Annotated in this window: 7 protein-coding genes and 1 pseudogene; 4 read left to right on the top strand and 4 right to left on the bottom strand. The window is 70.8% G+C overall.

The genetic code is table 11. The features are described 5' to 3' along the window. Positions 1-942: pseudogene (locus GA0115259_RS40460) on the top strand (hypothetical protein); the annotation flags it as partial. 118 nt (positions 943-1,060) lie between these two features. On the opposite strand, the gene GA0115259_RS21070 reads toward GA0115259_RS40460, so the two are convergent. Both GA0115259_RS21070 and GA0115259_RS21065 read right to left on the bottom strand, forming a co-directional pair. Next, entirely contained in the window at positions 1,061-1,843 is a 783-nt protein-coding gene (locus tag GA0115259_RS21070) for an ABC transporter permease (RefSeq protein ID WP_093599476.1), read from the bottom strand. Beyond that, entirely contained in the window at positions 1,840-2,877 is a 1,038-nt protein-coding gene (locus tag GA0115259_RS21065) for an ATP-binding cassette domain-containing protein (protein WP_093599473.1), read from the bottom strand. The genes GA0115259_RS21070 and GA0115259_RS21065 overlap by 4 nt, the downstream gene beginning before the upstream one ends. A gap of 64 nt (positions 2,878-2,941) precedes the next feature. On the opposite strand from GA0115259_RS21065, the gene GA0115259_RS21060 reads away from it, so the two are divergent. Then, positions 2,942-3,679, top strand: coding sequence for a TetR/AcrR family transcriptional regulator (locus GA0115259_RS21060; protein ID WP_093599470.1), 738 nt, complete (start codon positions 2,942-2,944; stop codon positions 3,677-3,679). Positions 3,680-3,730: 51 nt separating this feature from the next. Here GA0115259_RS21060 and GA0115259_RS21055 read toward each other — a convergent pair whose 3' ends face one another. Beyond that, positions 3,731-4,513 (bottom strand): polysaccharide deacetylase family protein, encoded by a 783-nt coding sequence (locus tag GA0115259_RS21055; protein WP_093599467.1) that lies wholly within the window; start codon positions 4,511-4,513, stop codon positions 3,731-3,733. A 178-nt stretch (positions 4,514-4,691) separates the two neighbouring features. On the opposite strand from GA0115259_RS21055, the gene GA0115259_RS21050 reads away from it, so the two are divergent. Beyond that, positions 4,692-4,961 carry a type II toxin-antitoxin system Phd/YefM family antitoxin gene (locus GA0115259_RS21050; RefSeq protein ID WP_093599464.1) on the top strand — a complete coding sequence of 90 codons (270 nt, stop codon included), beginning with the start codon at positions 4,692-4,694 and terminating at the stop codon, positions 4,959-4,961. Next, positions 4,951-5,415 carry a type II toxin-antitoxin system VapC family toxin gene (locus GA0115259_RS21045; RefSeq protein ID WP_093599462.1) on the top strand — a complete coding sequence of 155 codons (465 nt, stop codon included), beginning with the start codon at positions 4,951-4,953 and terminating at the stop codon, positions 5,413-5,415. The genes GA0115259_RS21050 and GA0115259_RS21045 overlap by 11 nt, the downstream gene beginning before the upstream one ends. A gap of 47 nt (positions 5,416-5,462) precedes the next feature. On the opposite strand, the gene GA0115259_RS21040 is transcribed toward GA0115259_RS21045, so the two are convergent. Then, complete coding sequence (locus GA0115259_RS21040; protein WP_093599479.1) at positions 5,463-6,668, bottom strand: vWA domain-containing protein; 1,206 nt, start codon at positions 6,666-6,668, stop codon at positions 5,463-5,465. Positions 6,669-6,830 lie beyond the last annotated feature (162 nt).

The following is a 6,830-nucleotide window of genomic DNA, read 5'->3' as shown; positions in this document are numbered from 1 at the left end:
CTCGAACCCGAACTGGCGCCCGACGTCGACATCACCAAAACCACCACCGAAGCATCCGGCGGAGTGAGCTTCGGCAAAACCTTCAAGGGCAACGGCAAGAGCGGCAAGGACACCAAGGGCGGTAAGGACGGCAACGGCGCCGACGGTCCCAAGGACCTCGGCAGCATCTCCTTCGAAGGGCTCTCGGGCGCGATGACCGAGGACGTGGTGGTCCTGCGCGCCAAGACCGGCCCGGACGCGGGCAAGATCACGTTCGTCTACACCTTCACCGTCAGCGGCACGGCCGGCGGCGTGGCACAGGCCAAGGGCAGCAGGATGCAGCAGGTGGCGGTCACCTACGACGCGGCGGCCTACGACGCGGAGGAGGAGAACGGCGACCCGCACCACCCGCAGAAGCTGACGATCACCACCAGCCAGGAAGCCGGCGACGGACCCGGCATCCAGACCGGCGCGGGCGCCAACGCAGGTCCCGTGACGATCGATGTCGGTGGCGGCGGCGGCACCATCGAGTCGCAGATCCACACCGAGTCGGCCGAGGTCACCCTCGACAACGACACGGACAGCACCGCCGTCGAGGACTGGCTGCGCGGACGCGGCGACGCCCCGGCCAGCAACCCACTGCCCACGCCGTCGGACGCCGCCGAGGCGCTGGGCGACGACGCGGGGCCGATCGAGCGACTGCTGCACGACAAGGGCAAGCTCTCACGCCTGGACTACAAGGCCAACACGGACTGGTGGAACGCCTCGCTCGGCATCGGCTTCGGGATCTCCGCCGGACAGGTCAGCATGGGCTTCAAGCTCTTCGGCATCGACATCACCCACGAGAGCAAAACCCAGACCATCACCGGCGATCCCACCTACGCCACCGGCCCCAAGAGCGGCGGCGCACGCCCGTGGGTGGAGTGGAAGAACTGCACCCGGACCACACCCATCCCCACCTGACCGGCAGGGAGCACATCCGTGAGCCGGGCCATCAGGCCCACGCCTGCCCGTGCCCGGCCACGCCTGCCCACGCCTGCCCACCATCTGCCCGTACCGTCCCATCTGCCCGTACCGTCGCTCACTCCCGGCTGTCGGCGTACCGCCGTACGGCGAGCGGTGCGAAAAGTACGAGCAGCGCCAGCGACCAGAGCACCGATCCGGCCACCGGATGCGCCACCGGCCAGGCGGCGCCCGCCGTCGGCACCGTATCGCCGCAGAGAACGCGGACGGCCGTGGCGAGCGCGCTGATCGGGTTCCACTCGGCGACCGTGCGCAACCAGTCCGGCAACCCGGCCGTGGGGATGTACGCGTTGGAGAGCAGCGGCAGGACGAAGGTCGCGGCGCCCAGTTGACCGGCCACCTCCTCATTCCGGATGAGCAGCCCGAGACAGGTGCCGAGCCAGTTGGCCGCGAAGCGGAAGAGCAGCAGCAGCCCGAAGGCACCGCACGCGCCGGGCACCGAGCCGTCGATCCGCCAGCCCACCGCGAGCCCCACCAGAATCAGGGGCACCATCCCGACGGCCGTGGTGAGCAGATCCGCGGCGGTCTGTCCGAGCGGTACGGCGACCCTGCTCATCGGCATCGTCCTGAACCGGTCCATGACTCCGCGTTGTACGTCCTGCGCGGCCTGGAACATCCCGGTCATGATGCCGCCCGCGGCCGTCGAGGCGAGCAGTCCCGGCACCAGAAAGGCGCGGTACTGCTCGCCAGGCGTCGCCAGCGCGCTGCCGAAGACATAGCCGAAGAAGAGCAGCATGTTGATCGGCATGGTCTGGGTGAGGATCACCACGCCCGGCGCGTGCCTGATCCGCTGGAGATGACGTCCGAGGACGGTCCCGGTCTCGTACACGACGGCGCTCATGCCACGTGCTCCTTTCCGTGGTGGCCGTGGTGGCGTCCGTGGTGGCGGCGGGTGTCCGCACTGCGGTCCGCGTCGCGGCCGGTCAGTCGCAGGAAGACCTCGTCGAGCGTCGGCGGGCGCAGACTCGCGTCGGCCACCGGCACACCCGCCGCGTCCAGTTCCCTGACGAGCCGGGGCAGGGTCAGCGCGGGGTCCGTCGCCACGGCTCCCGCCGTACGGCGCTCCCGGTCGAGTACGGGCTCCGCACCGGTCAGCCGGTCGAGTACGCCCGCGGCCGTGATGAGCACCTCCTCGACGGTCCGCCCCGCCGTCTCCCCGGTGAGCACCACCTCCGCGTACGAGCCGATCAGCGACTTCAGCCCGGCCGGACTGCCCTGATGGGCGGCACGGCCCCGGTCGATCAGCACGATGTCGTCGGCCAGCCGGTCGGCCTCCTCCAGATACTGCGTGGTCAGCAGAACGGTGGTGCCCCGGTCGGCGAGTTCGCGTACGGCGTCCCAGATCTGGTTCCTGCTGTGCGGATCGAGTCCGGTGGTCGGCTCGTCGAGGAAGAGCACCCGGGGCCGGGTCAGCAGACCGGCGGCCAGATCCAACCGTCGCCGCATCCCGCCCGAGTAGGTCCGTACCGCCCGGTCGGCGGCGTCCGTCAGCTCGAAGCGCTCCAGCAGCTCATCGGCGCGTGCCCGGCCCGCGGCGCCTCGTATCCGGAGCAGCCGGGCGAAGAGCCGGAGATTCTCACGGCCGGTCAACTCGCCGTCCACGGAGGCGTCCTGACCGGTGACGCCGATCGACCGGCGCACCGCGCCCGGATCGCGGATCACATCATGTCCGGCGACCAGCGCGGTGCCGGCGTCGGGCGTGGTGAGGGTGGTCAGGATCCGTACGGCGGTGGTCTTGCCCGCGCCGTTCGGTCCGAGCACCCCGCAGACGGTGCCCTCGGCGACGGCGAGATCCAGCCCGCGCAGGGCATGCACACGGCCGGCGCGGAACCGCTTCTCCAGACCTTCACTAAGTACGTCGTACGCAGTTGTCATGCGGCCCACCGTATCTCACTACGTACGTTGTACGTAACTAAGATGGTGGGTGAGGTGATGATCAATGGCGGGGCGACCTGCTGAACCCCAAGTGATCTGGGCACGTCCGGAGCGGTCCGGCCGCGGTCCCAAGCCGGCGTTCAGCCGCGCCGATATCGCGGCGGCGGCCGTCCGTGTCGCTGACGCGGGCGGCATCGACGCCGTGACCATGCGTCATGTCGCCGCCGAACTGGGATGCGGCACGATGTCGCTGTACAACTACGTGCCGCGCAAGGAGGATCTGTACGAGCTGATGGCCGACCGGGTCGCCGGTGAGTACGACCTGCCCGAGAAGCCGTCCGGGGACTGGCGGGCCGACCTGACCGCCCTCGCGCACCGGGCCCGCGCGATGATGCGGGCGCACCCCTGGATGGCACGGCTGATGTCGGCGGTCTACGGATTCAGCCCGAACGCGATGCGGTACCTCGAATACAGCCTGACCTGTCTGGACGCTCTCGACGCGCCCTACGGCGAGAAGATGGAGCTGGTGGCGATGGTCAACGGCGTCGTGACCACCTATGTCGCCAATGAGCTGCAGACCGCCGAGCGCGCCAAGTCCCTGCCCTGGTCCGCGGAGCAGGAGCATGCCGTACGCATCGCCTATATGGGGCGCGAGATCGCCTCCGGCCGCTATCCCCGACTGGCGGCGGCGTTCGCGGAGGACTCGGGGCCTATCGATCTGGACGCCGTCTTCGACCGGGCGCTCGCACGCGTCCTGGACAGTTTCACCACTCGGCGCCCGGAGAACCCCGAGAGGCCCTAGGGCCTGTTGCGGGTCCGGTGCCGGGTCCGGATGTCTGCGGGCGAGCCTCGCTCACCGCACGGGGAAGCCGAAGGAGTATCCCTGCTGCTTCAGCCAGGGCAGCACCTCGCGCAGAGCGGCCACGGTCTGGGAGCGATCGCCTCCCGCGTCGTGGAAGAGGACGGTCGGCCCGTCGGAGATCTCCCTCTTGACGGTGGCGACCATGGTGTCCACGCCGGGACGCTCGAAGTCCTTGGAGTCGACGTTCCAGCCCAGCGGGCGCATCCCCCGGGACGCGGCGAGCTGCCGGCTGTACGGGGTGAAAGCACCGCCCGGGGCCCGGTAATACTGCGGCCGGATGCCTCCGGACGCCCTGGTGATCATGCGCTCGGCATCCAGGATCTGCTGGGACTGGTAGGCCTCGGACCGGGTGTCCATGGCGGTGTCGTGCGAGACCGTGTGGTTGCACAGCCGGTGCCCGGCCGCCACGACCGCCTTGACCAGGTCCGGGTACGCCTGGGCCTGTGTGCCCACCATGCAGAACGTGGCCTTCACACCGCTGTCCTTCAGCAGTTGCAGCACCTGCGGCGTCCAGACCGGGTCCGGTCCGTCGTCGATGGTGATGTTGAGGCCACGGGCGCCGCGGTCCGAGGCATGCGCGATGTCCGCCGCCACCTTGTCCACTGTCCGGTCCTGGGGCCGGCCGTCCGGCGCTGAGACACGCGCTTGCGGCTGCCGCCCTCCGGCGGGGTCGGCCTGCGCGGTCCACACCAAGGTGGCGGCGGCCATCACTGTCACCCCGAGCGCCGCCGCGAGAAGCCGGCCGTGCCATCCCTTTCCTTTGTGCCTCGCCACGTCCGCCCGCCCCTTCGCTGTCTCCGCCGATGCCGTGCGCCCAGGAGGACATACGAACGCCCGTACAAGATCCCTCTGTTACCGATCACAGACGAATCCGCAGGGGGCCAACGACAAACGCGGGAATTCCGCGACAGAGTAGGGGGCACCTGGTGCTACAGAGTGCGACCCTGGGAGCATGTCAGCGCAGCCCGAGATCACCGAGCGCGACCTGCGCAGCCGTTCCAAAGAGATCATGGACGCCGTCCAGGGCGGGCAGTCCTTCACCGTCACTCGCGACGGGCACCAGATCGGCGAGCTGATCCCCTTGCGCAGGCGCCGACGGTTCGTCCCGCGTTCGGAGTTCGCCGCCATGTCCCGCACCGCGTCGGACGTCTCCCTGGAGGCGTTCCGGTCCGATCAGGACGCCACGGCCGAGCAGGAGACGGACGACCCCTATGGCCGCTGAATACGCGCAGGGCCTGCTCGACACCAACATCGTGATCCTGCGCAAGTGGCTCGATCCCGAGGAACTCCCCGCCGAGGTCGCGATCAGCGCCATCACCCTGGCCGAGCTCTCCGCGGGCCCGCACGAGGTGCGCAGGAACGAGGACCAGGGCGACTACGACGAGCACGCCGAACGCGCCCGCCGCCTCGACATCCTGCAACGCGCCGAGAACGAGTTCGACCCCCTCCCCTTCGACGCCGAAGCAGCCCGCCTCTACGGCAGAGTCCGCGCAGCCGTGATCAGCACCGGCCGCAAGCCGCGGCGCAGGGTCGCCGGCCTCATGATCGCCGCCATCGCCATCGCCGAAGAACTGCCCCTCTTCACCACCAGCCCCGACGACTACAAGGGCCTGGACGGTCTCCTCACCGTCGTGCCCGTCACCCGACCCACCGTCACCGTCCTGCACGACCGGTAGTACTTGCCACCGAGTCCCACCGAACCGTATCGAGACGCTGACGGACGTCAGGTGATGGTGACGACACTCGCCCAGGGCGGCGGCGTGTCCGGGGCGTAGTCGGGGTTTTCCTCGTCCTCGGCGCTCGCTGGACGGGGAAAGAGGCCGACAACGGTGCGGCAGGGCGGCTGTGCGGCGGGCCAGGGGGTCTGGCCGTCCGTCAGGGCGACGATCATGTCCGGGCGGGGCCGGGAGCGGAGAGCTCGGGCGAAGCCGGAGCGCAGATCCGTTCCTCCGCCGCCGACCAGTTCGATGTTCTCGGCGCGGCAGAGCGGGACGGCGACCCCGGCCGCCGCGTCGCAGGAGATCACCGAGACCAGATCGCGCCGCCCGCCCACCGCCCGCGAGATCGCCGCCACCTCCAGCAGCGCGCTGCCCAGCTCGGCGTCGCTCACCGACCCGGAGGTGTCGATCACGACGCAGACCCGGGGCGGCGTACGGCGCAGGCTCGGCAGCAGCACGCCGGGGACACCGGCCGAGCGCCGGGAGGGACGCCGGTAGCTGTGGTCCTCGCCCGTCCCCGGCGCACTTGCCGCGGAGCGGATCGCCGCCCCCAGCAACCGCTGCCACGGCTGCGGTGGATGGAACGCCTCGTCCGCCCACCGGCGCCATCCCTCCGGAGCGTCGCCCGGCCGGCCCCTGATCCCCTCGGCGACCCGAAAGCGGACCGCGTCCCGCTGCTGCCTGCTCAGCCCGTGTGCCCCGTCGGGCCCCAGCTCCCACGGCCGGCCGTGCCCGTCGGCGCCACTGCCGCAGTCCAGCCAGGCCAGGTCGCCGGTGAGCCCGGACATCGACGCCCTCCGCAGGTACTCCTCCATCAGCAGCCCGTCGGGCAGCCGCAGCAGCGACGGCAGCACCGCCCCGGCGGGCAGAGGCAGACCGTCGCCGTAGATGTCGTCGTTGATCTCGAAGTCGGCGGCGATGTTACGGCGCAGTCGCTGGCCCGGCCCGTACTCCTCGTGCTCCCGCGCGTACCGCTCGCCCCGCCCGTGGTGGTCCCGGAGCAGATGGGAGACCTCGTGCACCCAGACGCCCGCCAGTTCCTCCACCGGGATGCGCGCCACGAAGCCGGGGGAGACGTAGCAGCGCCAGTGTGCGTCCACCGCCATCGTCGGCACCGACCGGTCCTCCACCACGTGCAGCGCGAAGAGCGCGCTCGCCAAGTAGGGACGGACCTTCACCGCGTGCAGCCGGGCGGCCAGCAGTTTCTCCATGTCCAGCGGTAGTCCGGACGGGCCGTACGGCGGATCGTACGGAGGGCCGTACGGAGTGCCGGAGCCGGCCGGTGGCGTCGGTACGGTGGCCCGCACCGGGCGCGGCGGCGCGGGCCGGGCCATCGGGCGCGGCAGAGGGCGCTGCGGAGGGCGCGGCCCCGG

Source organism: Streptomyces sp. MnatMP-M17, from assembly GCF_900091995.1.
Lineage (GTDB): Bacteria > Actinomycetota > Actinomycetes > Streptomycetales > Streptomycetaceae > Streptomyces.
Note: the sequence above shows the minus strand (reverse complement) of the source record. Positions and strands in the feature narration are given on the sequence as shown.

Bases quoted from the DNA above. Each gene is read 5' to 3' on its own strand.
- GA0115259_RS21070 (WP_093599476.1), bottom strand. From the start codon at position 1,843: ATGAGCGCCGTCGTGTACGAGACCGGGACCGTCCTCGGACGTCATCTC.
- GA0115259_RS21065 (WP_093599473.1), bottom strand. From the start codon at position 2,877: ATGACAACTGCGTACGACGTACTTAGTGAAGGTCTGGAGAAGCGGTTC.
- GA0115259_RS21060 (WP_093599470.1), top strand. From the start codon at position 2,942: ATGGCGGGGCGACCTGCTGAACCCCAAGTGATCTGGGCACGTCCGGAG.
- GA0115259_RS21050 (WP_093599464.1), top strand. From the start codon at position 4,692: ATGTCAGCGCAGCCCGAGATCACCGAGCGCGACCTGCGCAGCCGTTCC.
- GA0115259_RS21045 (WP_093599462.1), top strand. From the start codon at position 4,951: ATGGCCGCTGAATACGCGCAGGGCCTGCTCGACACCAACATCGTGATC.
- GA0115259_RS21040 (WP_093599479.1), bottom strand. From the start codon at position 6,668: ATGGAGAAACTGCTGGCCGCCCGGCTGCACGCGGTGAAGGTCCGTCCC.